Source organism: Rhizobium moroccans (assembly GCF_057559155.1).
The window spans coordinates 1-24,608 of sequence record NZ_JBHFJG010000010.1; the positions used below are offsets into that span (position 1 = coordinate 1).

The window sequence follows — 24,608 nt, forward strand, 5'->3', positions numbered from 1 at the left end:
GTCTCGTCGAATACTTGCTGCAGCAAGGTTAACTGATCCGGACTGACCGGATTGCGGATCGTCGTCTGCATCGGCATTGTCAACCTCCCGATCACCCCGCCCGTCCCCCGTGAACGGACTTGCGTAACCTTGGCGATGCGCCGCCTCGACCGGTCGGCGGGATCGCTTCGCGCATCCCTACGCCCGCCAGCGAGAATTGCGCTTCCTGTCTCCGTATCCCACATGACACGGCACAGGCCGGCTTTCGACGAATCGCGAAAGCCGTGAACTGAAATCGAGACTGGGATTCTATGGTTTTTTCGTGGCGCACAAATGCTTGCCGCTACATACGGAGCTTTGGCCGGAGCTTTGGCGTCACGGCCTGCGGCACATCCGCAGACCGGCTTCGGTCGTCACCGGTGGCGTGAGGTGGAGGAGGTTCCGCAGATATAGCCAAGCACAAAGCCGAGGACCCCGACGAATGCCACCGCCGAACCGCTCGCGGCCGGATGATCGGCCGCATGGGCCGCGACCATTTCGGCTTCGTCCTTCACATGACGCGCCGCGCCCTTTGCCTTCGCTACAACACCTGTCTCCTCCGTCACATCGCCGGTAAAGCCCGCACCGAGAGTTCTTCTTGCCATGCTTCTGCCTCCCTTTTTCTAGCAAGGACAACTTGGAGATGGCGCAAGAGGTTCCGCGCCGATCCACGGACGGGCGGACGGAGTTGCGCAAGAAATATGGGAAGAGAACCCGAAAGATCGCGACAAGCCTCGTGAAAACCGCGCCGGTCATGGCAGCCGGCGCGGTTTGCAGCGATTATTCGGTTGCCGGAGCTTCCTTGGCGGCCTCGTCGCGCTTCAGAACCATTGCCTGTTCGTTGCGCACTTCTTCCGCCTTGGTGATGCTGGCGGTGGTGAGATTCTTGTCGACCTCTTTCGAAGCCGTCACATGACCTGCGCAATCCGCAAGCGCCATGGACGACGTCAGGCCGAGAGTTGCTGCGATTACGAGAAATGTCTTCATGTCATTCTCCTTCGCTTTCGGTTGCGAGGGGAAAGTAACCCGCGGCCGGGTAAATCCGAAATCACGAATTCGCGCCCTTGCGGCATCGGTCCGAAAATCAAAATCGACTTTCGGAAAGCCGGATGCGTGAATTCAATAAGTTAGAGCGGCTTTCATGCGCCCGGGCGAACGCCTGACGCTTCCGGGACTGGAACTTCTGCAACCAGTTCCGCGCTCAAGCGTTAGGAATGGCGGGCTGGTAGAGGATGGAGAGCGAAATGAAGAAAATTATCGCCATGGCCTGCGTTAGTCTTTCCCTTGCAGCATGCACCGCCACGGAGCGCGGCGCAGGTATCGGCGCTGCCACGGGTGCCGTCGTCGGCGGCGTGGCCACGGGCAATGTTCGAGGCGCAGCGGTAGGTGCGGCCATCGGCGGCGTAGGAGGCGCCCTGATCGGCAACGTCGCCGACCAGCCGGGCCGCTGCTACTATCGCGACCGCAACGGCAACCGCTACATCGACCGGTGCTGAACGGCACCATCCGAAACCCGCCCGGCGGCCGGCTCTGCCGGCCGTCCTGGCGGCATCAGCTTCGACAGCATGTCACGGTCGATGAAGACATCCGTTTCGCCTGCTTCAAAGGCGGGATGGCTGAATTCGACCGCCGGCTCCTTGGGCATCCTCAACGCCTGCCCGACATTCATCAGCCCGACCGGCACGCATCCGTCCTTCTTCCTGATCACAGCTTCCACGATCTTGTTCATCGGCTTCTCTCCTGGAGCCTCATAACAAGCCATCATGGATTTTGTTCGCGGGAAACACGCACAGGAGAGAAGAAGAGGCCGGCAAGCGCGCGACCTGGTTCAATCGGTGAGAAAGCCGTGGACGGAACCTAATGGGCGCTCCAGCACTTCTCCCCCGAAAATCCGGAGGTTACCCAAAATGTCAGATCAACTGCCGATGTTCATCCTGCAGTCGCTGGTCGTCTTCACACTCGTAGGAGCCTTGTTCATACGCGCCTGACGAGATTTCTCAGTTAGGCCGAAACAGATCCAACGGAAGCTGGATGCCCTTCGGCACCGTGGGGCGCCGAAGATTTGCGATCTGCACGCGCTGGAAAGTCTCGCGCCGGCGTTGCTCATCCGCCTCCCGCGCTGCTCGTGCCGCCGCGACTGCCGCCATGGCGCGTTCGATTACCTGTTCGGTCCTGGTCATCGCCATCTCCACTTCAATATGTTCTCTTTTTGTTCTCATGTTTCCCGCCGAAAGTCAAGGCCTTCTGCGATCGTGACCAGCCTGATAACAAGGGCTTGAAGATGCTCGTTTTTCGCGATTTGGCCTTTTAACCCCCCTTTAAATTGCCGCATTTAGACTCCAGCGAGAGCCTGGGCGACGAATGCGAGACAGAGCCGGTCATCGGGACGGGCGGGAACCAAGGAGGCGGGCCGGTTCATCATGGCGGCCAGAGGCAGATCAGGGCAGCGGATAGAACCCTCCTTCGAAGGCGAAGACCAAGAGGATGAGTTCCGCCTCGAAGCCGAGGCCAGGGTCGCCGGCGCGAGAGGCGCGGCGAAGCGTGCGCCGAAACCCGCCAAATCCGCGTCCGGGCGCAAGTCCCGCGGCAAGCCTGCCTCGCGGCGTAGCGGCGGCTTTTTCGGATCGCTGCGCTCGCTCGTCTACTGGTGCATCGTGCTCGGCATCTGGGCTGGCATCGGCGTCGGCGGCATCGTGCTCTATTACGGCGCGCAGATGCCCGCCGCCAGCAGCTGGTCCATCCCCGACCGTCCGCCGAACATCAAGATCACGGCCATCGACGGCTCCGTCATCGCCAATCGCGGCGCCACCGGCGGCGAGGCCTTGTCGCTCGAGGAAATGTCGCCCTTCATTCCCCAAGCCGTCATGGCCATCGAGGACCGCCGGTTCTATTACCATTTCGGCGTCGATCCGTTCGGGCTCGCACGCGCGTTTGTCAACAACCTGACCGGCCAGCCGATCCAGGGCGGCTCGACGATCACCCAGCAGCTCGCCAAAAACCTCTTCCTGTCGCCAGAGCGCACTTTCGAGCGCAAGATCCAGGAAGTGCTGCTCTCCTTCTGGCTGGAGCACAAGTTCACCAAGGACCAGATCCTCGCCATGTATCTCAACCGCGTCTTCTTCGGCTCTAATGCCTACGGGGTCGAGGCGGCGTCGAGGCGCTATTTCAACAAATCGGCGCGCGAGGTGAACCTCGGCGAGGCCGCCCTGCTCGCGGGCCTCCTCAAGGCCCCTTCCCGCTTGTCTCCGGCCCGCGATCCCGCGGCCGCCGAAGCCCGCGCCCAGGTCGTGCTCGGAGCCATGGAGGAGGAAGGCTATATCACCGCCGACGAGATCAAGACGGCGATGTCGCAGCCGCCCACCAAGGCCCGGTCCTACTGGTCCGGCGCGGAGCACTATGCCGCCGACATGGCGATGGACGAGGTGAAATCGCTGATCGGCGAGATCAAGAGCGACGTGACGGTCGAGACCACCATCGATCTCAGGCTGGAGCGAGAAGCCGAAAAGGCGCTTACCGACGTGCTCGACAAGAACGGCGCCAAGCTCAACGCCTCGCAGGCGGGCCTGGTCGCCATAGACGCCACGGGCGCGATCCGCGCGCTGGTCGGCGGCCGGGATTACGCCGAGAGCCAGTTCAACCGGGCAACGAAGGCGAGGCGCCAGCCGGGTTCGGCCTTCAAGCCCTTCGTCTATGCGGCAGCGCTGGAGGCCGGCATCCGGCCGGATTCCGTCCGCAACGACGCGCCGGTCCGGATCGGTAACTGGACGCCCTCAAACTACGACGAGAAATACCGCGGCGAGGTGACGCTTTCCTCCGCCTTCGCTCAGTCGCTGAATACCATCGCGGCCCAGCTCGTCATGGAAGTCGGTCCCGAGGAAGTGGTGAGCCTCGCCCATCGGCTCGGCGTCGAATCCGACCTTCAGGCGAATGCCTCGATCGCGCTCGGCACTTCCGAGGTATCGCTTGTGGAGCTCACAGCGGCCTATGCGCCCTTCATGAACGGTGGCTACAAGGCCACTCCGCATGTGGTCAAGCGCATCTTGGATGCCGATGGCAATGTCCTTTACGAAAGCGACTATGCCAATCCGCCCCGGGTGCTGAGCGAGGCGATCGCCGCCACCATGAACAATATGATGGCGCGCGTCATCGCCGAAGGCACCGGCAAGGCCGCCCGCATTCCCGGCTGGCAGGCCGCAGGCAAGACCGGCACGACCCAGTCCTTCCGCGACGCGCTCTTCGTCGGCTATACCAGCACGCTGACCACCGGCGTCTGGTTCGGCAACGACGACGGCGCCTACATGAAGAAGGTCACCGGCGGCGGGCTTCCGGCGCGCGCCTGGCAGGAATTCATGACGGCGGCGATGAAGGGCTACACGCCGACCCCGCTCTTCGGCAGCCATGGCGGCTATGACCTGCCACCCGCCTCCCCGCAGGCGCCCTCCGACCCGACGACCATCGGCGATATCATTTCCGGCGTGTTTTCCGGCGGCCGCCATCAGGACGAATATCCGCCGGCTCCCGCGCCGGCCGATAGTTCCTATCGGGACGTCGCTCCACCGTCCGACCTGCCGGTGCGCGATTATCGCGACTATCGCGGGCCCTATGACGCGTCCGGCCCCGTACCCCCGGCGGATGTCGGCGGCGGCCCCATCCCGCCCGGCGAGGTGGGCGGTTCCGGCTCCGGGCACGACCCGCGGCAGACCACGCTCCTCGACCTCATCATGGGACGCTGAAAACGCCGCCTTCGAGGAGTTCCGCAAACCGTTATTTTTGCTAGGCTACGGGCGATTTCCTGCCTTGCAGTCGGAAAATCCCGTCCTTATATACGCCGCATGACCGCAGCCGATGCTGCGAAATCCTAAGAAGACCATCCCAGTCGAGGGACTGTCAGCGGAATGCCTATCGGGGTTCCGACGGTTCGCTTAAAGGAGAGAGAAGAAATGGCTAAAGTAATTGGCATCGACCTCGGTACCACCAATTCCTGCGTCGCCATCATGGACGGCAAGGACGCAAAGGTGATCGAGAACGCCGAAGGCGCGCGCACCACGCCCTCCATGGTCGCATTTTCCGAGGACGGCGAACGCCTCGTCGGCCAGCCGGCCAAGCGCCAGGCGGTCACCAACCCCACCAATACCCTGTTTGCCGTGAAGCGCCTCATCGGTCGCCGTTACGAGGATCCGACCGTCGAGAAGGACAAGGGCCTTGTTCCGTTCGAGATCGTCAAGGGCGACAATGGCGATGCCTGGGTGAAGGCGCACGACAAGTCCTATTCCCCCTCCCAGATTTCCGCGATGGTCCTTCAGAAGATGAAGGAAACCGCCGAATCCTATCTCGGCGAGAAGGTCGAGAAGGCCGTCATCACGGTTCCGGCCTACTTCAACGACGCGCAGCGCCAGGCAACCAAGGATGCCGGCAAGATCGCAGGTCTTGAAGTCCTTCGCATCATCAACGAGCCGACTGCGGCAGCACTTGCCTACGGCCTCGACAAGAAGGACGGCAAGACGATCGCCGTCTACGACCTTGGCGGCGGCACCTTCGATATCTCCGTTCTGGAAATCGGCGACGGCGTCTTCGAAGTGAAGTCCACCAACGGCGACACTTTCCTCGGCGGTGAAGACTTCGACATGCGTCTCGTCGAATATCTCGCCAACGAGTTCAAGAAGGACCAGGGTATCGACCTCAAGAACGACAAGCTTGCCCTCCAGCGCCTCAAGGAAGCTGCCGAAAAGGCCAAGATCGAGCTTTCGTCCTCGCAGCAGACCGAGATCAACCTGCCGTTCATCACGGCCGATGCTTCCGGTCCGAAGCACCTGACGATGAAGCTGACCCGCGCCAAGTTCGAAAGCCTGGTCGATGATCTCGTCCAGCGCACCGTCGCGCCCTGCAAGGCCGCGCTGAAGGATGCCGGCGTCACCGCAGGCGAAATCGACGAAGTCGTGCTGGTCGGCGGCATGAGCCGCATGCCGAAGGTCCAGGAAGTCGTCAAGCAGCTGTTCGGCAAGGAGCCGCACAAGGGCGTCAACCCGGATGAAGTGGTCGCCATGGGCGCCGCGATCCAGGCCGGCGTTCTGCAGGGCGACGTCAAGGACGTGCTGCTGCTCGATGTGACCCCGCTCTCGCTCGGTATCGAAACGCTCGGCGGCGTCTTCACCCGCCTGATCGATCGCAACACCACGATCCCGACCAAGAAGTCCCAGGTCTTCTCGACCGCAGACGACAACCAGTCGGCCGTGACGATCCGTGTTTCCCAGGGCGAACGCGAAATGGCTGCCGACAACAAGCTGCTCGGCCAGTTTGATCTCGTCGGCCTGCCTCCGGCGCCGCGCGGCGTGCCGCAGATCGAAGTCACCTTCGATATCGACGCCAACGGCATCGTCCAGGTTTCGGCCAAGGACAAGGGCACCGGCAAGGAACAGCAGATCCGCATCCAGGCCTCGGGCGGTCTTTCCGACGCCGAGATCGAGAAGATGGTCAAGGACGCCGAAGCCAATGCCGAGGCCGACAAGCAGCGTCGTGCCGGCGTCGAAGCCAAGAACCAGGCCGAAAGCCTGATTCATTCGAGCGAGAAGTCGCTCAAGGATTACGGCGACAAGGTTTCCGAGACCGACCGCAAGGCGATCGAGGATGCCATCGCCTCGCTCAAGACCGCCGTCGAAGCTTCCGAACCGAATGCCGACGACATCCAGGCCAAGACACAGACCCTCATGGAAGTTTCCATGAAGCTTGGCCAGGCGATCTACGAGGCACAGCAGGCCGAGAACGCCGATGCTTCCGAGGAAGGCAAGCAGAATGACGACGGCGTCGTCGATGCCGACTACGAAGAAATCAAGGACGACAAGAAGTCGGCTTGACGAAAGCCGCCCTCTTGGCGGACCTTCGATCGTCGACTTAGAAATCCGGCTGCCATCGTGCAGCCGGAATCCTTTCCGGAGCCGTTACCTCCATGGCAAAAGCAGATTTTTACGAAACTCTTGGTGTCGGCAGGTCGGCTGACGAGAAGGAGCTGAAAAGCGCCTTCCGCAAGCTCGCGATGAAGTACCACCCGGACAAGAACCCGGGCGACCATGAGGCCGAGAAGAAGTTCAAGGAGATCAACGAGGCCTACGAGACCTTGAAGGATCCCCAGAAGCGCGCGGCCTATGATCGTTACGGCCACGCCGCCTTCGAGCATGGCGGCATGGGCGGCGCCGGCATGGGCGGCGGTTTCGGGCCCGGCGGCTTCTCGGATATTTTCGAGGACATCTTCGGCGAAATGATGGGCGGCGGGCGCGCACGCCGTTCTTCCGGCGGGCGGGAACGCGGCGCCGACCTTCGCTACAATATGGAAATCACGCTCGAAGAGGCCTTCAGCGGCAAGACGGCGCAGATCCGGGTTCCAACCTCGATCACCTGCGACGTCTGTTCGGGCTCGGGCGCCAAGCCCGGCACGCAACCGAAGACCTGCGGCACCTGCCAGGGCAGCGGTCGGGTTCGCGCCAGCCAGGGCTTCTTCTCGGTGGAACGCACCTGCCCCACCTGTCACGGCCGCGGCCAGATCATTCCCGATCCTTGCGTGAAGTGCCACGGCCAGGGCCGTATCGCCGAGGAGCGCTCGCTTTCGGTCAACATCCCGGCCGGCATCGAGGACGGCACCCGCATCCGCCTGCAGGGCGAAGGCGAGGCTGGCGCGCGCGGCGGCCCGGCTGGCGATCTCTACATCTTCCTGTCGGTGAAACCGCACCAGTTCTTCCAGCGCGACGGCGCGGATCTCTATTGCACCGTGCCGATCTCCATGACGACGGCAGCACTTGGCGGCACCTTCGACGTGGCGACCCTCGACGGAACGAAATCCCGAGTCACCGTGCCGGAAGGTACGCAGGCCGGCAAGCAGTTCCGTCTCAAGGGCAAGGGCATGCCGGTGCTCCGCTCCAGCCAGACGGGCGATCTCTACATCCAGATCCAGATCGAGACGCCGCAGAAGCTCACCAAGCGGCAGCGCGAACTCCTGCAGGAATTCGAGCAGATTTCGTCGAAGGAGAACAATCCCGAATCCACCGGCTTCTTTGCCCGGATGAAGGAATTCTTCGAGGGGTGAGCTGCGAACGCCCGAAGCGACGAGCCGGTCAGAGCAACGGCGAAGCCGATCCAAGGCGTCAGACTGCCGACAAAGGGCGATAACTTCCCTTTTTTCGTCATGCTCGGGCTTGTCCCGAGCATCTGACCACGCCGATGTTCATCAGTCACTTACCGATAGGCCAGCAGATCCTCGGCACAAGGCCGAGGATGACGTCGTGCATGCCGAGAGGTTTGTCAACAAGCTGAACGCCGGCCTTCGGGCCGGCGTTTTTTTGTTTCAAGCATGTCACTCTCTGCGGTTGGGATGCCCTCAGCGCGCCTACCGCGGCTTCGGCGCCACGAACCAGCCGAAATGCTTCTGGATGACCGGCGAGATGCCGAAGACGATGGCAGAGACCATCAGCGGCGCGACGACAAGCGTTCTCTGCCAGAGCGCCCAGCCCTCCGTCAGAGGCATGACGACGTAGAGCAGCGCGGTGATCAGCGGATAGACGGCGACGATCAAGAGAGAAGCCAGTCGAAACTTCGACGGAGCGGAGCGAGTTGCTGCAGCAACTGGAGCGGCTTGTGGAGTGATGGTGGTCATTTCTCTCTCCATTGAAACGATACGTTTCGTATATAATGAAACGCAACGTTTCGTTCAAGGGAAAAATACGGTATCACGGCGGAAGGAGCGAAAGGACCAACGACATGGCTGTGAAGGAAGCGATCGGGCGCCGCACCTCGATCGGCGCACAACGCAATCCCGCCAGCGAGGAAGCCATTCTCAAGGCTGCCGAGGAGATCCTGGTCGAAAGCGGGCTCAGCGCCTTCTCGATCGAGGCCGTCGCCAAGCGCGCCAAGGCCGGCAAGCCCACCATCTATCGCTGGTGGCCTTCGAAGGCGGTCCTCCTGCTGGATGTCTATCATCGCCAGAAGACGGTGCCGATATCCGATACGGGTAACGTCGCGGAAGATATATTCCTCTTCCTGACCGCTCTTTTTCAGCACTGGCGGCAGACCGGCAGCGGCGCGATCTTCCGCTCGGTTATCGCCGAGGCACAGTCGGACGCTGCTGCTGCGGAAGCGCTTGCAGCCTATGCGGCCGGCCGGCGCAAATATATCGGCGAGATTTTCCGCCGCGCCAAGGCGCGGAAGGAGGTGGCGGGGTGGGCCGATCCCGAGCTTCTGGCGGAAATGGTTTCGAGCCTTGCCTGGAACCGGCTGCTCACCAACCGGCTCGATCCGGACCCGGAGGACCTGCGCCTCTTCGCCCGCCAATTGACCGAGGGCATCCGCGCCTGAAGGCGTATCAGAAATGCGGCGGCTTGGTAATCGGCGGGGCTTCCAGCGAAGCCTCCTCCAGCGAGAGGAACCGCTCCGTCAGCCGGTCGAGCTTGGCGCGGACCTGCTCGATCACCTTCCATTGCTCGGCGAGCTGATCGGAAAGTTCCTCGATCGTCTTCGCCTGATGCGCGACGGTCTCTTCGAGACGGGTGATGCGTTCGTCGTCAGCGGACAATTGAGCTAGGCTCCTCTGGTGCTTCCAATTCCATCCAAACCTTCTTTATCGAAGCGCCGTGACTTTGGGCACCCCTGCTCCGCTCACTTTCGTCATCCTCGGCCCTCGGGTTTAATCCGAGGGCGGCCCGAAGTGAGCCGAGGATCGGCCTATGAGCGCTTCGCCTTCTCGCGAACGACACGTCTTGCGGGGACGAAATCACCACCCCACCTCAATCGCATCAATCACTTGTCACTTTTTGCATCCCCGCCCTCTCCAACCATGCCTACAATCGCCCCGCTTCCGTCGCCGGAGTGTTTCGCGAGACGTTCGCGGGCAGGCGGAGGCCGGCGCCCTCCTCGGAACCGTAACGTGCGGGAAAGGTGAGGGAGGTGAAAGCCATGGGAGACGCGCCGAAAGCCAAAGCTCCCTATCAAGCCTCCCCCTGGCCGCCAGGCCAGGTTCGGTTGAGCCGTGCAAGTGGCAGGCCCGTCTCGAAGGGATGGGCGCGAACAAAGCCACGCAGCGAGGCGAGGCAATCACCTGTAGGGGCCGGAAGCCCCGAGAGAACGCCGAAGGCCACGCGAATGCGGAGCCACTCAACTAAACAATAGCGAGGTTCCGCATTCGTGTGGGCTCTCCGAAGAAAAAGGCAGGCCGGTCCGCCGGGAAAGGAAACCAAGACCGAACACGGGAGCCGGAACCGGCCGCGTGAACGAAACCGCGCGCCATATCGTGCCGGAAAGAAGATCACGGAGAAAGGAACGATGCCGAAAAGCGAAGAGGAATGGCGCCGCATCATCGAAGAAGAGAACAGGCAGCTCTATCTGCCATGGATGACCTTGGGTGAATTCAGCGCGCTATCCGAACGTCAGAAATCCCGCGAACGCCAGAAATTCACCCAATATGTCACGACCTATCTCGGCTTCTGGAAAACCTGCAACCTTTCATCCTGCCGCCGGGCCAAAGCCTGCAAGGGCTTTCTCACCGAGGCCCAATATCGCGCCGAGCCGAGTTACCATGATAGCTTTCCGCCCTGTGTCGGCCCTCGCGGGGCACGCCAGCCGGAGGTGCTGGCGGGCATGAGGCAGCTTGGTGGCAGGAAGGAGGACGACGAGCCCAAATACGATGGCAGGCGAAGGATGGATGCGGAGTGATGATAGGTGGTGGGGTAGAAACGCGGTGTGCGCTATTTTGCATGGAGTATGAGGCGGCGCGGCATGTCTAACCCTCCCCCTTGTGGGGAGGGTGGCCGGCAGGCGGGAGGGGTCTTTGAGACCAGCAAAAGATCCCCTCCCCAACCCCTCCCCACAAGGGGGAGGGGCTCCACGCGAGGTCGCAGCCCTCACCCCGTCCGGAGGCACCGGATAAGGCGTAATCACATGCGAGCGGGCCACCCCGAATAAACACCCAGCCTTGCCTTCCTCGCCCATAACCCTTAGCTCCTGTTCAACGAAGAACGCGATTCCCATGGCGCAGAAAACCTCCCTTTCCCGGCTCAAGCTCACCGACTTCCGCAACTACGCGGAAGCCGCGCTCGCGCTCGACGGGCGGCATGTGGTGCTGACCGGCGAGAACGGCGCGGGCAAGACCAACCTGCTCGAGGCCGTTTCCTTCCTGTCGCCCGGCCGGGGCTTGCGCCGCGCCGTTCTTGCCGATGTCACGCGTGTCGGCGCCGCCGGCGGCTTTTCCATCTTCGCCGATGTCGACGGCATGGAAGGAGAGGTGTCGATCGGCACGGGTATCGAAGCCGGCGAAGGCGAGGCCGTTACCCGCAAGCTCCGCGTCAACGGCACGCCGGCGAAATCCACCGAGGAGCTTTCCGACCACCTGAGCGTGCTCTGGCTGACGCCGGCGATGGATGGGCTGTTCACGGGCCCCTCCTCCGATCGGCGGCGCTTTCTCGACCGGCTGGTGCTCTCGCTCGATCCCGCCCATGGGCGGCGCGCCGCCGATTTCGAGCGAACCATGCGCAGCCGCAACCGGCTGCTTTCGGAAGGCCGGTTCGATCCGGCCTGGCTTTCCGCCATCGAAGCGCAGATGGCGGGGCTCGGCATCGCCATGGCCGCCGCCCGCAACGAGATGCTCGGGCTGCTCAGGACACTCTCCGCAGCCTCCGGCGAGACGCCTTTCCCCTCCCCGGTCCTTTCCCTTCAGGGCTTCATGGATGGGGCCGGCGATAAGCCCGCCGCCGAGCTCGAGGACGACTATCTTTCCATGTTGCGCGAAAACCGCTACCGGGATGCCGCCGCGGGCCGCACGCTCGAAGGACCGCACCGCTCGGACCTTTTGGTGCGCCACCGCGAAAAGGACATGGAAGCGGAACGTTGCTCGACGGGCGAGCAGAAGGCACTGCTGATCGGCCTCGTCCTTGCCCATGCCCGGCTTACCGCAAACATGACCGGCTTTGCACCGGTCCTGCTGCTCGACGAGATCGCCGCACATCTCGACGAAGGGCGGCGGGCAGCGCTTTTCGATCTGGTTCACGACCTCGGGGGCCAATCCTTCATGACCGGCACGGACAAGGCCATGTTCGCCGCGCTTGCGGATCGCGCGCAATTCTTCACGGTCTCGCATGGGGCCGTCACATCCTGAGTTACACGTCCCACCCGGCGGTGATATGATGGCAGGCATGGAAGAACACCTGACACCCGAAGAGATCGAACGCTATCGCCGCCATATCCTCCTGCCGGAGGTCGGCGGGACGGGACAGCAGAAGCTCAAGAACGCCCGCGTGCTGGTGATCGGCGCCGGCGGGCTCGGCGCTCCGGTGCTCTATTACCTGGCAGCCGCAGGCATCGGCACGATCGGCATCATCGACGACGACCGGGTTTCCCTTTCGAACCTGCAGCGGCAGGTGATCCACGATTCGGGAACGATCGGAGATTTGAAGACCGAAAGCGCGCGCCGCTCGATCGAAAAGCTCAACCCGCTCGTCCGGACCCTGAACTTCGAAGAGCGCTTCTCTCTCGAATGGGCGGACCGGCATCTTTCGCTTTTCGATCTCGTGGTCGACGGCTCGGACAATTTCGATACCCGCTATGCGGCGGCCGATGCGGCGGAGATCGCGAAGGTTCCGCTGGTCACCGGCGCCGTCGGGCGCTTCGACGGATCGGTCACGGTGCTGAAGCCTTACGAGGCCGGACCGGACGGAAATCCCAATCCTTCCTACCGCGATCTCTTTCCCGAGCGGCCGCCCGAGGGCCTCATCCCCTCCTGCGCCGAAGCCGGCATTCTCGGCGCGCTGACCGGCGTCATCGGGACGCTGATGGCGATGGAGACACTCAAAGTCATCACCGGCATCGGCGAACCTCTCGTCGGCCGGCTGATGCTCTATGACGGGCTCTCCGCCCGTTTCGACACCATCCGCTACAAGCGCCGCGCCGGAACTGCGGCCGCCGAATGATCGATATCACTCGAATAGGCGAGGATTTCGGCCGCTGGGATGAACTGCTCGCCCTCATCCTGTCCGCCTTCGCCTATATGGACGGCGTTATCGACCCTCCCTCCTCGGCCCATCGGCTGACGCCCGCGTCGCTGGCGCAGAAGGCCCGTGACGAGATCGCGTTTGCGGCGATCGAGGACGACCGGCTCGTCGGCTGCATCTTCATGAAACCGGAACCCGGCTGTCTCTACCTCGGCAAGCTCGCCATTGCGCCCACCCATCAGGGCAAGGGTATCGGCCGCCGGCTGCTGGAGATCGCGGAGAGTACCGCTCGGAAAAATGGTCTGCCGACGCTCAGGCTCGAAACCCGGATAGAGCTTGCCGGCAACCATGCGACCTTCGCAAAATGGGGGTTCACGAAGACGGCCGAGAACTCCCATCCGGGCTTTGCCCGCGTCACCTCGATCGAGATGCAGAAGCGGATTACATGATCTCAGTTGCGGCCGGGCAGTACCCTGTTCGGCGGACGATGGCCGTCGAAGAAGGTGCGGATGTTGATGATGACCTTGTCGCCCATGTCGATGCGCCCTTCTATGGTCGCCGAGCCCATGTGCGGCAGAAGGACCACGCGCCCCTCGTTTGCGAGCTTCACCAATTTCGGGTTCACCGCCGGCTCATTCTGATAGACATCGAGCCCCGCGCCGGCGATCTTGCCGTCGCGAAGGAGCTGGATCATCGCGGCTTCGTCGATAATGTCGCCACGCGCCGTATTGACGATGATCGAGGTCGGCTGCATCAGCGCCAGCCGGCGCGCCGACAGAAGGTGGAAGGTCGCCGGCGTCGAAGGGCAGTTCACCGAAACGACATCGACGCGGGCAAGCATCTGGTCGAGGCTGTCCCAATAGGTCGCCTCCAGCTCCTCCTCCGTCGCCGGATTGACGCGCTTGCGGTTGTGATAATGGATCGAAAGGCCGAAGGCCTTGGCGCGGCGGGCAACGGCGGTGCCGATCCGGCCCATGCCGACGATCCCTATCCGCTTGCCCCAAATCCGCCGCCCCAGCATCCAGGTCGGGCTCCACCCGGCCCACTCGCCCGGATGATCCGTCAATATGCGGGCACCCTCGGTAAGACGGCGCGAGACGGCCAGGACGAGCGCCATTGTCATGTCGGCCGTGTCTTCGGTCAGCACATTCGGCGTGTTGGTGACGGTGATCCCCTTCCTGGCGGCGGCATCCACGTCGATATGGTCGATGCCGTTGGAGAAGCTCGCGATCAGCTTGAGTTGCGGGCCGGCCGTCTCGATCAGCTTCTCGTCGATGCGATCCGTCACGGTCGGCACCAGAACGTCGGCAGCTCCCATCGCCGCCGCCAGTTCCTCGCGAGTGCGCAGCCGGTCGTCGATATTGAGCTCGGCGTCGAAAAGCTCGCGCATGCGGGTTTCCACCGCGTCGGGCAGCTTGCGGGTGATATAGACCTTGGGCTTCTTCTTCGCTGTCATGGGCTCGCTACCATGAGACATCTTTTTAGGAGGTCCTTAACCAAGTCGCGCGATATTCGATGCATTCAGGGGCGTTTCTACCAGACCCGTCGGCGAAGACAAACAAAACCTCGCAAGGGGGCTGACCGTCATGATTCCGCCCCGGCAGGAATCGGTGCGGCTTGCGATCGTCAGGGCCGCCGAACACGGATCGATACGCCCATGCGTCGCGCTATTTTCTCGTCGTGCATCGCCCTCTCCCTCGGCATCACGGCCCTGTTTTCCACCACGTTCGTCGCAACGGCGCCGGCTTACGCTCAAGGCGCGGCAAAGGGGGCGAGCGGACTTCCGCTGCCGCGCTTCGTCAGCCTCAAGTCCAGAAAGGTCAATATCCGCATCGGCCCGAGCACCGACTATGCGGTTGCCTGGATGTACATGAAATCCGGCACGCCCATGGAGGTCATCCAGGAATACGAGAACTGGCGGCGGGTACGCGATGCGGACGGCACGGAGGGCTGGGTCAACCAGGCTCTGCTTTCCGGCGAACGAACCGCCGTCGCCGCGCCATGGATGCGCGGCAAGGGCAAGGACATCTACGTCAACATGCGCCGCGACCCGCAGAATTCGGGCCCGGTCGTCGCCAAGCTGCAGCCGGGCGTCGTGCTGCGTATCAGCGAATGCAATGGCGACTGGTGCCGCGGCGAGGCCAACGGCACCGAAGGCTGGGTCAATCAGGGGGAGGTCTGGGGCGCTTATCCGGGCGAGGCTTTCAAATAAGGCCTTTCCGTTCAGCAGCTTCCTTCAAGGATTCCATGGGACGCGGGCCGATCTGCTGAATGCAGATGTGCGCTGCCAGGCAGCCGAGCTTGCCGCAGTCCTCGAGCGAGCGGCCCTGGGTATAACCGTACAGGAACCCCGCCGCGAACAGGTCTCCCGCGCCTGTCGTATCGACCAGCTCCTCGACGACATAGGCGTCGACCTTCACCCGCTCGTCCCCGCGAACGATAATCGCGCCCTCCTCGCTCAGCGTCACCGCGGCGAGCTTGCAATCCTCGGATATCTTCCTGAGCGCCAGGTCGAAATCCTCGGTCTCGTAGAGGGACAGGGCCTCCTGCTTGTTGGCGAAAACAATATCCACCGTGCCTGATCGCATCAGATCGAGAAACTCGGCCCGGTAGCGATCGACGCAGAAGGGATCGGAAAGCGTCATGGAGACTTCGCGGCCGTTCTCATGCGCGATGCGGGCGCTTTCAAGGATCGCCTCCTTGGCGCGCGGCGGATCCCAGAGATAGCCCTCGAAATAGGTGACCCTGGCCCCGGCAACCACGGCAGGTTCGACATCCTCCGGGCCGAGATCGACGCAGGCGCCGAGATAGGTATTCATCGAACGCTCGCCATCCGGCGTCACGAAGATCATCGAGCGCGCGGTCGGGGGATGGTTGCCCTCGGGCCTTGTCTCGTAATAGACGCCCTGAGCGCGGATATCGTGCTGGAAGATCTCGCCGAGCTGGTCCCTCGCGACCTTGCCGAAATAGGCTGCCTTGCCGCCAAACCCGGCGACACCGGCCGCCGTATTGCCCGCGCTGCCGCCGGAAGCTTCGACCGCCGGACCCATGCGCGAATAGAGGAGCTCCGCGCGCTCCGCATCGATCAGGTTCATCGCTCCCTTGATGATGCCGTTGTCGTCGAGAAACTGATCGTCGCAACGGGCGAGAATATCCACGATGGCATTGCCGATGGCGAGCACGTCGAATTCTGGCATACGGTGTCGGTCCCTTGGTGGCTGGTGGTGGAGAACCGGTATTCGGCTTTCCCCGAGAATGGAAGAGGAAAGAACCGGATACCGCAGAAGTCCCGGATGTCATACCCCTGTCATCACGCCTTGCTAGAAGAATTCAAGCCTGATCGGCGGCCGACCATGGATGTAATGGCGGCGGTGATCGGCGGCCGGCAAAGCCGGTACGGAAAGCGGGGAGAAGTGCCCCGCTTTTTGTTTGTCCACCTACCGCCTCACAAGCAAGAGAATCCGAAGAAGAGCAGCACTTCTGCGGTAAACGCATTTGTCGCGGCTGACGACATGCGTTAGACGCATAAGGGTCAACTCTCCCGAAAGCCTCCCCCAGTGTCTTCCGTTCTCGTCAATGTCGCTCCCGTCTTCCTCCTGATCCTGATCGGATGGCTCGTGGCCAGAACCGGAATCCTGAAGGAGGAGACCGGTGACGCGCTAGGCGAATTCGTGTTCAAGATCGCGGTGCCGATGCTGATCTTCCGCACCCTGGCGGAGGCCCATTTCGAAGGCACTTCTCCGTTCCGGCTCTGGACCGCCTATTTTTCCGGCGTCGCGGTCACCTGGACCGTGGCTCATCTCCTGGCGACACGGCTCTTCGGGCGGGATGCGAAGATCGGTGTCGTCGCCGGCCTTTCGAGCGCCTTCGCCAACAACGTCTTCATCGGCCTGCCGCTCGTCGGGCGCAGCGTCGGAGAGGATGGGCTGGTAGCGATCTCGATCCTGCTCGCCATCCACCTGCCGCTGATGATGATCGCAGGAACGATCCTGATGGAGCACGCAGTCGCCAAGGTGGACGGGGGCGGCCGACGCAACCTGCCCATGGTATTGAAGCAGGTGGGGACCAATCTCGTCCGAAACCCGCTGGTGATCGCGCTGGCTGCGGGGCTTTCCTTCAATCTCTCGGGCTTGACCTTCACCGCTCCCTTGAAGACCGTGATCGACCAGCTCGCCGGTGCCGCCGCTCCGGCCGCTTTGATCTCCATCGGCATGGCGCTTACCAAATATCCGGTTCGCGGCCATCTCGATCTCACGGGCGCGACATCCGCCCTCAAGCTCCTGCTGATGCCCGCCGTGGTCTTCGCGATGAGCCGGATGCTCGGCCTTTCGCCGGCATGGACTTCCGCCCTGGTGTTGACCTCCTCGGTGCCGACCGGCATCAATGCCTGGCTGATCGCCCAACGCTTCCACGCGGGCCAAAGCCTCGCGGCCTCGACGATCAGCATCACGACGGTGCTCGGCGTCATTTCGGTCAGCTTTTGGGCCTGGCTGCTCGGCTGAACCAGAGAGCCCCACCGCAACGAAAAAGCCCGGCGCTAAGCCGGGCTTTCCGATAAAAATTCGAAGGGATCAGTTCGTCGCCGGCGGCGCAGCCTCGGCGGGCGCGGCGTTCGGGTCCGGCAACGGAACCGGAGAATCAGCCTGCTCGCGGATATAGGCGATCAGGTTGGCGCGCTCATCATCCTTCTTCAGGCCCGCAAAGCCCATTGCGGTGCCCTTGATGTAGGCCTTCGGAGCGGCAAGGAAGTGGTTCAGGTGCTCGAAGTCCCAGACGACGGCGCCGCCCTGGGAGAAATCCTTCATTGCAGCCGAATAGCTGAAGCCTTCATGCGAGGCGATCGGACGGTTGACGACGCCCCAAAGATCCGGGCCGACCTTGTTCGGTCCGCCCTTCTCGATGGAATGACAGCTCTGACACTTCTTGAAAACAGTCGCGCCGGCTGCGGCATCAGCAGAGGCCAGGAGCTGAGCGATCGGCACCGCGGCAGGCGCTTCGGCACCACCACCCTGGCCTTCCGTGGGCTCAGCGGCGACGATGGCAAAACCTTCCTTTTCCGGAGCTTCGGAATGGAAAAGGCCTTCCGACGCAATGGACACCGACATCATGACGAAAACCGAGGCAAGCAGGGCGCCAGTCGCCATGTTCACATAGGGGCTCATCAGCAAATGCTCCTTCCCAACCGCCGGCAGAGGGCGGGCCATCTTGAAATTGCGCGGAACCTATGTCTTTTGCATTGCCGTTGCAACACGAATTGTAATCCCCCGCGTGAGACTTTTTGACACTATTGGACGGGGATTTGAAGGGCCATCCGATGAAGAATTCCGCTTTCGAACGGACGCTCGTGCTGATCCCCGCACGAATGGCTTCCACCCGCCTGCCGGGCAAGCCGCTGGCGGACATCAACGGGCTGCCAATGATCGTCCAGGTGGCGCGCCGCGCCCGGGAAGCACAGGTGGGGCGAATCATCGTCGCCGTCGATCATCAGGATGTGTTCGACGCGGTCACCAATGCCGGCTTCGAAGCAACGATGACCCGCGCGGACCACCAGGTCGGCTCTGACCGAATCTTCGAAGCGCTGCAGAAAGCCGATCCTGAAGGGAAAGTCGACATCATTATCAATGTGCAGGGGGATCTGCCGACCGTCGAGCCCGAGGTGGTGCGGGCTTCGCTTCGGCCTCTGGACAATCCGACGACCGATATCGCGACACTGACGACCGAGATCACCGAGGAACACGAAAAGACCAATCCCAACATCGTGAAGATCGTCGGTTCGCCGATCTCGGATACGCGCCTGAGGGCGCTCTATTTCACGCGCGCGACGGCCCCCTACGGCCCGGGGCCGCTCTATCACCATATCGGCCTCTACACATTCCGCCGCCCGGCGCTGGAAAGATACGTGTCGCTCGAGCGTTCGGCGCTCGAAAAGCGCGAATCGCTCGAACAGCTCCGCGCTCTCGAAGCGGGAATGCGGATCGATGCCGAAATCGTTGACTCGGTCCCACTCGGGGTCGATACTCCCGCCGACCTCGAAAAGGCCCGAGCGATCCTCGCCGGCCGCATCTCCTGACGGATTTTCCCATGAGCCAGACCACAAATCGGATCGCCTTCCAGGGCGAATTCGGCGCGAACTCCGACATGGCCTGCCGCGACATGTTCCCGTCGATGGAGCCCCTGCCCTGCCCGACCTTCGAGGATGCCTTCCAGGCGCTTGAAAACGGCGAGGCCGATCTCGCGATGATCCCGATCGAGAACACCATTGCCGGACGCGTGGCGGATATCCACCACCTGCTGCCGGAATCGCGGCTGCATATCATCGGTGAATATTTCATGCCGATCCACTTCCAGCTCATGACCCTGCCGGGCGTGGCGCGGGAGGAAATCCGCACCGTCCACAGCCATATCCATGCACTCGGACAATGCCGGAAGGTCATCCGCTCGAACGGCTGGAAAGCGGTCGTCGCGGGCGATACCGCCGGGTCCGCGAAGCTGGTGGCCGAAGCCGGAGACCGGTCGATGGCGGCGCTTGCCCCGCGCCTTGCCGCCGATCTCTATGGTCTCGACATCCTGGCGGAAAACGTCGAGGACCGGGAGGACAACGTCACCCGTTTCGTCATCCTCTCACGCGACGAGAGCTGGACCGGTCACGAGCAGACCGACGAGATCATCGTCACCACCTTCGTTTTCAACGTGCGCAACATACCGGCCGCGCTCTACAAGGCGCTCGGCGGCTTCGCCACCAACGGCATCAACATGACCAAGCTCGAGAGCTACCAGCTCGGCGGCAAATTCGTGGCGACGCAGTTCTATGCGGATATCGAAGGCCATCCGGAGGATGCGCCGGTACGCCGGGCGCTGGAAGAACTGCGCTTCTTCTCCGAAAAGGTGCGCATTCTCGGCGTCTACAAAGGTCACCCGATGCGGGGAGCTCTGAACACGGAGTAAGGCCCGCCTCGGGCTTCGATTGTTCGGGCTACGCCGACTGCTCCGGCCCTCCGCCTGGCTTCAGGGCGTTCGTCACTGCAATCGATTCACTGGATCGATTGCTCAAACTACGCTTGACCGTTCCTCACCCCACTCGATCCAGTCACGCAGCAAGCGATAGGCGATCGCCCCCTTGGCGGGGGCGAAATAGGGGCTGTCCGGCCCGGCATCCAGCATGGCGGCAGCTTCGGCCCGCTCGAACCAGCGTACGTCCTGCATCTCCTGCGGGTCGATCCTGATCTCGGTGGACTTCGCTTCGGCATAGCAGCCGATCATCAGCGAATGCGGCATCGGCCAGGGCTGGGAGGCGTGATAGCGCACGCGGCCGGTCTCGATGCCGGCTTCCTCAAAGGTCTCGCGGCGCACCGCATTCTCGATCGTTTCGCCCGGCTCCACGAAGCCGGCCAGGCAGGAATACATGCCTTCCTGGAAATGATGGCTGCGGCCGAGCAGGCAACGGTCGCGCTCGATATCGACGGTCAGCATGATGACGACCGGATCGGTGCGCGGGAACATCAGGTGCTGGCAGTTGATGCAGGTGCGCTTGTAGCCGCCCATCCCCATTTCGGTCGGCGACCCGCATTTGCCGCAGAAGCGGTTGGCGGCATTCCAGTTGAGCAGCGACACGGCCTGGGCTACCTCGCCCTGGAGCTCGCCCTCGATGAGGCTGTCGCGAAAAAGCGCGCGGGCCTCGGTCGGCTTGAAATGGCTTGCCAATTCCTCGGGCGGGACCGTGACCGGCACCGCAATGCGCGGCTCACCGGTTTCCTTGTAGCCGAGCAGCACGGCATTCTCGAAATCCGGTTTCAGGTCAGGCAATTCATAAGGAGAGAAGAGAGGATCAAGGATCTGGCCATCATGCTTGAGGATGAGCTGGCTGCCGGTGAAGGCGAGAATATGGGCGCCCTCGACCGCAAGCGCCTTTTCCACGCAATCGTCCTGCCGGTACTCGGCCTGGCGGTCCAGCATGTTGCCGGAAAAAGCAGTCAGGCTGCTTGGCTCGGGATGCGGGGCGTTGGTATCGAAAATGCTCGCTGTCATGATCAGAGGTTTTCAACCAGGGCTTTGACGAAATCTTGCTTTTGCGAAGAGGCATAGGGAACCGCCTGGCCGAAGCCCCAGATCGGGCCGGGCCAGTTCGGATCGCCCTCGAACCGGGCGATGACATGCATGTGCAATTGACTGACGACATTGCCGAGTGCGCCGATATTGATCTTCTTCGCACCGGTGACCTTCTTGAGCGCCGCCGCGACCGTATTGGTCTCGAAGGTCAGCAGGGCCTGGTCGAGCGGCGTCAACTCGAAGATCTCACTGATGCCGGCGCGCTGCGGCACCAGCATCACCCAAGGCCAGCGACTGTCGTTCAACAGGCGAAGCTGGCACAGGCCCAGCACGGTTATGAGCTCGGAATCCCGGGCGAGCCGTGCATCCAGTTCAAATTCGCCCAAGCGTTTCTCCTGTCGTTTTCTTATTGAATAGCAGTTTTTTACAGGGTTGGCTTGCATTTGCCAGCATTATTGCCGATATGTGCGGCGGGAGGTTGGTGGTGGACGAGCCACTCGCCAACCGGGTCAGGTCCGGAAGGAAGCAGCCCTAACGAGCCAGGCACGGGTCGCCGTGCCAGCCTCCCACCTTCTCATCTTGGTCAAGATCCGGTCCGGTCAAGATCGCCTGGCAGCCGGAATGGCCCGTACAGGCCTCAAGGCCTATAGTCAGGACCTTATGAGCGATACCGGGCCGACATCCTCTACCCCTTCTTCTCCGGCCGGCAGCGGCTATCGGGTGCTCGCCCGCAAATACCGTCCCAAGGATTTCTCGGATCTCATGGTCGGCCAGGAGCCGATGGTCCGCACGCTCACCAATGCCTTCGAAACGGGCCGCATTGCGCAGGCCTATATGCTGACCGGCGTTCGTGGTGTCGGCAAGACGACCACCGCCCGCATCCTTGCCCGCGCGCTCAATTACAAGACGCCCGAGATCGACAAGCCGACGATCGACCTGCGCATTCCCGGCGAACACTGCCAGGCGATCATGGAAGGCCGGCATGTCGACGTCATCGAGATGGACGCCGCCTCGCATACCGGCATCGACGACATCCGCGAGATCATCGAGCAGGTGCGCTACCGGCCCGTCTCTGCGCGTTACAAGGTCTACATCATCGACGAAGTGCACATGCTCTCGACACAGGCCTTCAACGGCCTGCTGAAGACGCTCGAGGAGCCGCCGGAGCATGTGAAATTCATCTTCGCGACCACCGAAATCCGCAAGGTTCCGATCACGGTGCTCTCCCGCTGCCAGCGGTTCGACCTGCGTCGCATCAGCGCCGCCGACCTCGTCGGCCTCTTCTCGACCATCGCGGAGAAGGAAGACATCGCCGCCGAGCCGGAAGCCCTCGCGATGATCGCCCGCGCCGCCGAAGGTTCGGCACGCGACGGCCTGTCGCTCCTCGACCAGGCGATCGCTCATGGCGGGGGTCAGGTCGCGGCGGAGGCCGTGCGCGGCATGCTGGGACTTGCCGACCGCGCGCGCATCGTCGATCTCTTCGAGCATATCGTGCGCGGTGACGTGACAGCCGCGCTTTCCGAATTCGGCGCGCAATACGAAGCGGGCGCAAACCCGGTGGTCGTGCTGACCGATCTTGCCGATTTCACTCATCTCGTCACCCGCTTCAAATATATTCCCGACGCGGCGGACGATCCCTCGCTGAGCGAAGTGGAGCGCCTGCGCGGGCGGGAGTTTTCCGAAAACGTCGCCGTCAGTACGCTTTCGCGCATCTGGCAGATGCTGCTCAAGGGCATTCCGGAAGCGGAAAACTCCTCGCGGCCCGCAGGTGCGGCCGAGATGGTGCTGATCCGGCTTACGCATGCAGCCCATCTACCAGCTCCGGAAGACGCCGCCCGCCGGCTTTCCGAATTCTCCAACGGTGACGGCCAGCGCCCGACGCCTTCTTCCAACGGCAACGGCGGACGGCCAGTCTCCCGCGAAGCCCCCATCGAAGCACGCGGGATGGAAATGCCCGCCGCACGCGGTCCGGGCGGCGGGCCGACCGCGATGCTGCGCGCCGTTCCCACGCCTGAACATGCGAGGGATACGCTCGAGCGCCCGGTGATGCAGGCAGCCGCAGAAACCCAGCCGGAACCGAAAGTCCATATCCGGTCGCTGGAGGACATCGGCGATCTTTGCGCCAAGAACCGCGAGCCTGTGCTGCGCGCCCGCATCCGCCAATCGGTCCATCTGGTGAGGCTTGAACCCGGCCGGCTTGAAATCAGCCTTGAGCCCGACGCACCGAAATCCATTGTCAACGATCTGACCTCGAAGCTTCGGGAATGGACCGGGATCACATGGTGGGTGACGCTTTCCAACGAGCGTGGGGCCCCGACGCTGGCTCAGGCTGAGGAGCAAGCCAAGGAGCAGCGCAAGACCGATGCGCGCGCCGATCCGGACGTGGCGGCGATCCTTGCGCAATTTCCCGGCGCACGGATCACCGACGTACGCATCCGCGCGGAGGAAGAGGTCGGGGACGAAGAAGCGGCAGCGCCGGCAATCACGGAATCCGCCGAAGGCGACATCCTGCCCGGCGACGACATCGAACCATAAGAGAAGGAAAAGACGATGCGCGACATCATGGGCATGATGGGCAAGGTCAAGGAAATGCAGGCCAAGATGGAGAAGATGCAGGCGGATATCGCCGCTCTCGAGATCGAAGGCACTTCCGGCGGCGGCCTCGTGACTGTGCGCCTCAACGGCAAGGGTGAGATGCTGGGGCTGAGGGTCGATCCTTCGCTCTTCAAGGAAGAGGAAGTGGAAATCCTCGAAGACCTGATCGTCGCCGCTCACAAGGACGCCAAGAGCCGCGCCGAAACGATCGCCGCCGAAAAGACCAAGGAACTCACGGCCGGCCTGCCGATCCCGCCCGGCATGAAATTCCCGTTCTGACGCCTGCTTGACAGACCCCGACGCGCAGCAAAAACTGCACGCGGAGGAGGACGCATCATGACGCTCGCATCCCTGCTTGTCTTCGCCGCCGCACTGTTCGTGGCAGCCGGCTCGCCCGGCCCCAGCATTGCGGCCCTCGTCGCCCGCGTGCTTGCCAAGGGCTATCGCGACGTGCTGCCCTTCATCGCGGCAATGTGGATAGGAGAGGCCATGTGGCTTTCGCTGGCGGTCGCAGGTCTTGCGGCGATCGCCGAAAGCTTCCACACGGTTTTCGTGGCGATCAAATGGATCGGCGTCGCCTATCTCCTCTATCTCGCCTGGAAAATGTGGTTCGCCACACCAGCCGGCGCCGGCGAGGAACTGCCGGAAACCCGATCGGCGCTCAAGATGTTCTTCGCCGGAATGACCGTCACGCTCGGCAACCCGAAGATCATGATGTTCTACATGGCGCTCCTGCCGTCGATCATCGATCTTGGGCGCGTGACGCTTGCCGGCTGGCTGGAACTCGTCGCGACGATGGTCATCGTTCTCGCGGCCGTCGATCTCCTGTGGGTATCGCTTGCCGCCAAGGCACGGCAATTCCTGAAAAGCCCGCGGGCGGTCAGGATCGCCAACCGGCTTTCCGCCGGCACCATGGCGGGTGCAGCCGCGGCGATCGCCGCACGCTGAAAACTCCTTCCCCGAACGGCCATAAGTTTCGCGTGAGGC

Annotated in this window: 27 protein-coding genes and 1 other RNA gene; 17 read left to right on the forward strand and 11 right to left on the reverse strand. The window is 62.7% G+C overall.

From position 1 onward, the window contains the following. Positions 1–392: 392 nt before the first annotated feature. Positions 393–623, reverse strand: a complete 231-nt coding sequence (locus tag ACE04I_RS07360) for a hypothetical protein (protein ID WP_487206661.1) — start codon at positions 621–623, stop codon at positions 393–395. A gap of 175 nt (positions 624–798) precedes the next feature. Continuing rightward, positions 799–1,005, reverse strand: a complete 207-nt coding sequence (locus ACE04I_RS07365) for a hypothetical protein (protein ID WP_046793886.1) — start codon at positions 1,003–1,005, stop codon at positions 799–801. 257 nt (positions 1,006–1,262) lie between these two features. Between ACE04I_RS07365 and ACE04I_RS07370 the strand changes: the two genes are divergently transcribed. After that, on the forward strand, positions 1,263–1,514 hold the full coding sequence (locus ACE04I_RS07370; RefSeq protein ID WP_046793885.1) for a glycine zipper domain-containing protein: 252 nt from the start codon (positions 1,263–1,265) through the stop codon (positions 1,512–1,514). Here ACE04I_RS07370 and ACE04I_RS07375 read toward each other — a convergent pair. Further along, the gene (locus ACE04I_RS07375) at positions 1,496–1,747 is read right to left on the reverse strand and encodes a hypothetical protein (protein WP_137326579.1); all 252 of its coding nucleotides are present in this window, start codon (positions 1,745–1,747) and stop codon (positions 1,496–1,498) included. The genes ACE04I_RS07370 and ACE04I_RS07375 overlap by 19 nt on opposite strands. 268 nt (positions 1,748–2,015) lie before the next feature. Then, positions 2,016–2,198 (reverse strand): hypothetical protein, encoded by a 183-nt coding sequence (locus tag ACE04I_RS07380; RefSeq protein WP_487206858.1) that lies wholly within the window; start codon positions 2,196–2,198, stop codon positions 2,016–2,018. 240 nt (positions 2,199–2,438) lie between these two features. Between ACE04I_RS07380 and ACE04I_RS07385 the strand changes: the two genes are divergently transcribed. The 3 genes from ACE04I_RS07385 (at position 2,439) to dnaJ (ending at position 8,092) form a co-directional block, all read left to right on the forward strand. Then, on the forward strand, positions 2,439–4,751 hold the full coding sequence (locus tag ACE04I_RS07385; protein ID WP_487206859.1) for a transglycosylase domain-containing protein: 2,313 nt from the start codon (positions 2,439–2,441) through the stop codon (positions 4,749–4,751). A gap of 207 nt (positions 4,752–4,958) precedes the next feature. Then, on the forward strand, positions 4,959–6,869 hold the full coding sequence (gene dnaK / locus ACE04I_RS07390) for a molecular chaperone DnaK (protein ID WP_046793882.1): 1,911 nt from the start codon (positions 4,959–4,961) through the stop codon (positions 6,867–6,869). Positions 6,870–6,961: 92 nt separating this feature from the next. After that, positions 6,962–8,092 (forward strand): molecular chaperone DnaJ, encoded by a 1,131-nt coding sequence (dnaJ, locus tag ACE04I_RS07395; RefSeq protein WP_046793881.1) that lies wholly within the window; start codon positions 6,962–6,964, stop codon positions 8,090–8,092. A gap of 300 nt (positions 8,093–8,392) precedes the next feature. Here the strand turns inward: dnaJ and ACE04I_RS07400 are convergent, their stop codons facing one another. Beyond that, positions 8,393–8,659, reverse strand: a complete 267-nt coding sequence (locus ACE04I_RS07400) for a putative antibiotic biosynthesis monooxygenase (protein ID WP_487206860.1) — start codon at positions 8,657–8,659, stop codon at positions 8,393–8,395. Between the two features lie 104 nt (positions 8,660–8,763). Between ACE04I_RS07400 and ACE04I_RS07405 the strand changes: the two genes are divergently transcribed. Beyond that, on the forward strand, positions 8,764–9,357 hold the full coding sequence (locus ACE04I_RS07405) for a TetR/AcrR family transcriptional regulator (RefSeq protein WP_487206861.1): 594 nt from the start codon (positions 8,764–8,766) through the stop codon (positions 9,355–9,357). Between the two features lie 7 nt (positions 9,358–9,364). On the opposite strand, the gene ACE04I_RS07410 is transcribed toward ACE04I_RS07405, so the two are convergent. Continuing rightward, positions 9,365–9,574: a SlyX family protein gene (locus tag ACE04I_RS07410; RefSeq protein ID WP_046793879.1), complete on the reverse strand. Its 210-nt coding sequence runs from the start codon at positions 9,572–9,574 to the stop codon at positions 9,365–9,367. Positions 9,575–10,320: 746 nt separating this feature from the next. On the opposite strand from ACE04I_RS07410, the gene ACE04I_RS07415 reads away from it, so the two are divergent. The 4 genes from ACE04I_RS07415 to ACE04I_RS07430 all read left to right on the forward strand — a co-directional run bounded on the left by ACE04I_RS07415 (position 10,321) and on the right by ACE04I_RS07430 (position 13,429). Then, complete coding sequence (locus ACE04I_RS07415; RefSeq protein WP_487206862.1) at positions 10,321–10,710, forward strand: hypothetical protein; 390 nt, start codon at positions 10,321–10,323, stop codon at positions 10,708–10,710. Between the two features lie 313 nt (positions 10,711–11,023). Continuing rightward, on the forward strand, positions 11,024–12,148 hold the full coding sequence (gene recF / locus ACE04I_RS07420) for a DNA replication/repair protein RecF (RefSeq protein WP_487206863.1): 1,125 nt from the start codon (positions 11,024–11,026) through the stop codon (positions 12,146–12,148). A gap of 28 nt (positions 12,149–12,176) precedes the next feature. After that, positions 12,177–12,959 (forward strand): molybdopterin-synthase adenylyltransferase MoeB, encoded by a 783-nt coding sequence (locus ACE04I_RS07425; protein WP_487206961.1) that lies wholly within the window; start codon positions 12,177–12,179, stop codon positions 12,957–12,959. Beyond that, positions 12,956–13,429, forward strand: coding sequence for a GNAT family N-acetyltransferase (locus ACE04I_RS07430; RefSeq protein WP_487206864.1), 474 nt, complete (start codon positions 12,956–12,958; stop codon positions 13,427–13,429). Before ACE04I_RS07425 ends, ACE04I_RS07430 begins: the two co-directional genes overlap by 4 nt. A gap of 2 nt (positions 13,430–13,431) precedes the next feature. Here ACE04I_RS07430 and ACE04I_RS07435 read toward each other — a convergent pair whose 3' ends face one another. Continuing rightward, on the reverse strand, positions 13,432–14,436 hold the full coding sequence (locus tag ACE04I_RS07435; protein ID WP_046793874.1) for a 2-hydroxyacid dehydrogenase: 1,005 nt from the start codon (positions 14,434–14,436) through the stop codon (positions 13,432–13,434). A 201-nt stretch (positions 14,437–14,637) separates the two neighbouring features. On the opposite strand from ACE04I_RS07435, the gene ACE04I_RS07440 reads away from it, so the two are divergent. After that, the gene (locus tag ACE04I_RS07440) at positions 14,638–15,192 is read left to right on the forward strand and encodes an SH3 domain-containing protein (protein WP_046793873.1); all 555 of its coding nucleotides are present in this window, start codon (positions 14,638–14,640) and stop codon (positions 15,190–15,192) included. Here the strand turns inward: ACE04I_RS07440 and ACE04I_RS07445 are convergent. After that, positions 15,185–16,177, reverse strand: a complete 993-nt coding sequence (locus ACE04I_RS07445) for an adenosine kinase (RefSeq protein ID WP_487206865.1) — start codon at positions 16,175–16,177, stop codon at positions 15,185–15,187. The genes ACE04I_RS07440 and ACE04I_RS07445 overlap by 8 nt on opposite strands. A 360-nt stretch (positions 16,178–16,537) precedes the next feature. On the opposite strand from ACE04I_RS07445, the gene ACE04I_RS07450 reads away from it, so the two are divergent. Then, positions 16,538–17,482, forward strand: coding sequence for an AEC family transporter (locus ACE04I_RS07450; protein WP_487206866.1), 945 nt, complete (start codon positions 16,538–16,540; stop codon positions 17,480–17,482). Between the two features lie 69 nt (positions 17,483–17,551). Here ACE04I_RS07450 and ACE04I_RS07455 read toward each other — a convergent pair whose 3' ends face one another. Further along, positions 17,552–18,142 (reverse strand): c-type cytochrome, encoded by a 591-nt coding sequence (locus tag ACE04I_RS07455; protein ID WP_046793869.1) that lies wholly within the window; start codon positions 18,140–18,142, stop codon positions 17,552–17,554. A gap of 152 nt (positions 18,143–18,294) precedes the next feature. Here ACE04I_RS07455 and ACE04I_RS07460 point away from each other — a divergent pair, with 152 nt between their 5' ends. Both ACE04I_RS07460 and ACE04I_RS07465 read left to right on the forward strand, forming a co-directional pair. Then, positions 18,295–19,050 carry a 3-deoxy-manno-octulosonate cytidylyltransferase gene (locus ACE04I_RS07460; RefSeq protein WP_487206867.1) on the forward strand — a complete coding sequence of 252 codons (756 nt, stop codon included), beginning with the start codon at positions 18,295–18,297 and terminating at the stop codon, positions 19,048–19,050. An 11-nt stretch (positions 19,051–19,061) separates the two neighbouring features. Continuing rightward, a complete protein-coding gene (locus ACE04I_RS07465) occupies positions 19,062–19,925 on the forward strand; it encodes a prephenate dehydratase (RefSeq protein ID WP_487206868.1) in 864 nt (287 codons plus the stop codon). 102 nt (positions 19,926–20,027) lie between these two features. On the opposite strand, the gene nudC is transcribed toward ACE04I_RS07465, so the two are convergent. Both nudC and ACE04I_RS07475 read right to left on the reverse strand, forming a co-directional pair. After that, the gene (nudC, locus tag ACE04I_RS07470; protein ID WP_487206962.1) at positions 20,028–21,008 is read right to left on the reverse strand and encodes an NAD(+) diphosphatase; all 981 of its coding nucleotides are present in this window, start codon (positions 21,006–21,008) and stop codon (positions 20,028–20,030) included. Next, positions 21,008–21,469 carry an HIT family protein gene (locus tag ACE04I_RS07475; RefSeq protein ID WP_487206869.1) on the reverse strand — a complete coding sequence of 154 codons (462 nt, stop codon included), beginning with the start codon at positions 21,467–21,469 and terminating at the stop codon, positions 21,008–21,010. The genes nudC and ACE04I_RS07475 overlap by 1 nt, the downstream gene beginning before the upstream one ends. Before the next feature lie 30 nt (positions 21,470–21,499). On the opposite strand from ACE04I_RS07475, the gene ffs reads away from it, so the two are divergent. The 4 genes from ffs to ACE04I_RS07495 all read left to right on the forward strand — a co-directional run bounded on the left by ffs (position 21,500) and on the right by ACE04I_RS07495 (position 24,569). After that, positions 21,500–21,596: signal recognition particle sRNA small type (ffs, locus tag ACE04I_RS07480), an RNA gene on the forward strand. Positions 21,597–21,686: 90 nt separating this feature from the next. Beyond that, on the forward strand, positions 21,687–23,561 hold the full coding sequence (locus ACE04I_RS07485; protein WP_487206963.1) for a DNA polymerase III subunit gamma/tau: 1,875 nt from the start codon (positions 21,687–21,689) through the stop codon (positions 23,559–23,561). Positions 23,562–23,576: 15 nt separating this feature from the next. Beyond that, positions 23,577–23,900, forward strand: coding sequence for a YbaB/EbfC family nucleoid-associated protein (locus ACE04I_RS07490; RefSeq protein WP_487206870.1), 324 nt, complete (start codon positions 23,577–23,579; stop codon positions 23,898–23,900). A 57-nt stretch (positions 23,901–23,957) separates the two neighbouring features. Further along, a complete protein-coding gene (locus ACE04I_RS07495) occupies positions 23,958–24,569 on the forward strand; it encodes a LysE family translocator (RefSeq protein ID WP_487206871.1) in 612 nt (203 codons plus the stop codon). Positions 24,570–24,608: the final 39 nt, after the last annotated feature.

Coding starts and splice junctions, on each gene's coding strand:
- ACE04I_RS07360 (WP_487206661.1), bottom strand. CDS start 623: ATGGCAAGAAGAACTCTCGGTGCGGGCTTTACCGGCGATGTGACGGAG.
- ACE04I_RS07365 (WP_046793886.1), bottom strand. CDS start 1,005: ATGAAGACATTTCTCGTAATCGCAGCAACTCTCGGCCTGACGTCGTCC.
- ACE04I_RS07370 (WP_046793885.1), top strand. CDS start 1,263: ATGAAGAAAATTATCGCCATGGCCTGCGTTAGTCTTTCCCTTGCAGCA.
- ACE04I_RS07375 (WP_137326579.1), bottom strand. CDS start 1,747: ATGAACAAGATCGTGGAAGCTGTGATCAGGAAGAAGGACGGATGCGTG.
- ACE04I_RS07380 (WP_487206858.1), bottom strand. CDS start 2,198: ATGACCAGGACCGAACAGGTAATCGAACGCGCCATGGCGGCAGTCGCG.
- ACE04I_RS07385 (WP_487206859.1), top strand. CDS start 2,439: ATGGCGGCCAGAGGCAGATCAGGGCAGCGGATAGAACCCTCCTTCGAA.
- dnaK (WP_046793882.1), top strand. CDS start 4,959: ATGGCTAAAGTAATTGGCATCGACCTCGGTACCACCAATTCCTGCGTC.
- dnaJ (WP_046793881.1), top strand. CDS start 6,962: ATGGCAAAAGCAGATTTTTACGAAACTCTTGGTGTCGGCAGGTCGGCT.
- ACE04I_RS07400 (WP_487206860.1), bottom strand. CDS start 8,659: ATGACCACCATCACTCCACAAGCCGCTCCAGTTGCTGCAGCAACTCGC.
- ACE04I_RS07405 (WP_487206861.1), top strand. CDS start 8,764: ATGGCTGTGAAGGAAGCGATCGGGCGCCGCACCTCGATCGGCGCACAA.
- ACE04I_RS07415 (WP_487206862.1), top strand. CDS start 10,321: ATGCCGAAAAGCGAAGAGGAATGGCGCCGCATCATCGAAGAAGAGAAC.
- recF (WP_487206863.1), top strand. CDS start 11,024: ATGGCGCAGAAAACCTCCCTTTCCCGGCTCAAGCTCACCGACTTCCGC.
- ACE04I_RS07425 (WP_487206961.1), top strand. CDS start 12,177: ATGGCAGGCATGGAAGAACACCTGACACCCGAAGAGATCGAACGCTAT.
- ACE04I_RS07430 (WP_487206864.1), top strand. CDS start 12,956: ATGATCGATATCACTCGAATAGGCGAGGATTTCGGCCGCTGGGATGAA.
- ACE04I_RS07435 (WP_046793874.1), bottom strand. CDS start 14,436: ATGACAGCGAAGAAGAAGCCCAAGGTCTATATCACCCGCAAGCTGCCC.
- ACE04I_RS07440 (WP_046793873.1), top strand. CDS start 14,638: ATGCGTCGCGCTATTTTCTCGTCGTGCATCGCCCTCTCCCTCGGCATC.
- ACE04I_RS07445 (WP_487206865.1), bottom strand. CDS start 16,177: ATGCCAGAATTCGACGTGCTCGCCATCGGCAATGCCATCGTGGATATT.
- ACE04I_RS07455 (WP_046793869.1), bottom strand. CDS start 18,142: ATGAGCCCCTATGTGAACATGGCGACTGGCGCCCTGCTTGCCTCGGTT.
- ACE04I_RS07460 (WP_487206867.1), top strand. CDS start 18,295: ATGAAGAATTCCGCTTTCGAACGGACGCTCGTGCTGATCCCCGCACGA.
- ACE04I_RS07465 (WP_487206868.1), top strand. CDS start 19,062: ATGAGCCAGACCACAAATCGGATCGCCTTCCAGGGCGAATTCGGCGCG.
- ACE04I_RS07475 (WP_487206869.1), bottom strand. CDS start 21,469: ATGCAAGCCAACCCTGTAAAAAACTGCTATTCAATAAGAAAACGACAG.
- ACE04I_RS07485 (WP_487206963.1), top strand. CDS start 21,687: ATGAGCGATACCGGGCCGACATCCTCTACCCCTTCTTCTCCGGCCGGC.
- ACE04I_RS07490 (WP_487206870.1), top strand. CDS start 23,577: ATGCGCGACATCATGGGCATGATGGGCAAGGTCAAGGAAATGCAGGCC.
- ACE04I_RS07495 (WP_487206871.1), top strand. CDS start 23,958: ATGACGCTCGCATCCCTGCTTGTCTTCGCCGCCGCACTGTTCGTGGCA.